Genomic DNA, 643 nt, shown 5'->3' with positions numbered 1-643 from the left:
GGGGGGCTGTTTCAAATTTCCGGGTCGGGGTCTCCGCGTGCCGCGGCGCCCCGACCTGATGTTTCTTGGATAATGTGTTGGTGGCCAAGGGGTATCGACCGGTGAATCGTGATCAGCAGTTTTTGTTGCCACCGGACATGCGGGAGTGGGTGCCGCCCACGCATCCGGTGTGGACGGTGATCGAGATCGTCGACACCCATCTCGACACCAGCGCTTTTCACGGCTCTCGCCGCACCGGGGGTGCCGGGCGCGCCGGGTACGACCCGGACATGCTGGTGACCCTGCTGATCTGGGCGTGGTCGCGGGGGGTGCGGTCGTCGCGGCAGATCGAGCGGGCCTGCTCGGAGGTGGTGTCCTACCGGGTGATCTGCGCCGGCGACACCCCCGATCACGTGACGATCTCACGGTTCCGCAAGGACAACCACACCGCCTGCGAGGCCCTGTTCACGCAGGTCCTGATCCTGGCCGCACGGTTGGGTCTGGGCCGACTCGAGACGATCGCGTTGGACGGGGTGAAGATCGCCTCGAACGCATCGAAGGACGCCAACCGCACCGAGGACGGGCTGCGCCGGGCAGCCGAGGCCGAGGCCGCGCGGATCGCCGCCGCCGCGGTGGCCGCGCACGCCGCCACCGATGACGCCGA

1 protein-coding gene is annotated in these 643 nt (G+C 68.4%); it reads left to right on the top strand.

The annotated features are described in order from the left end of the window. Positions 1–74 precede the first annotated feature (74 nt). On the top strand, positions 75–643 hold a 569-nt coding region (locus QM841_RS42875), incomplete at its 3' end, for a transposase (RefSeq protein ID WP_502943343.1).

It is taken from the genome of Rhodococcus sp. IEGM 1307 (assembly GCF_030056915.1).
Lineage (GTDB): Bacteria > Actinomycetota > Actinomycetes > Mycobacteriales > Mycobacteriaceae > Rhodococcus_F > Rhodococcus_F opacus_D.
The sequence above is the reverse complement of the archived record's forward strand: the minus strand, read 5'-3'. Positions and strand labels throughout refer to the sequence as shown.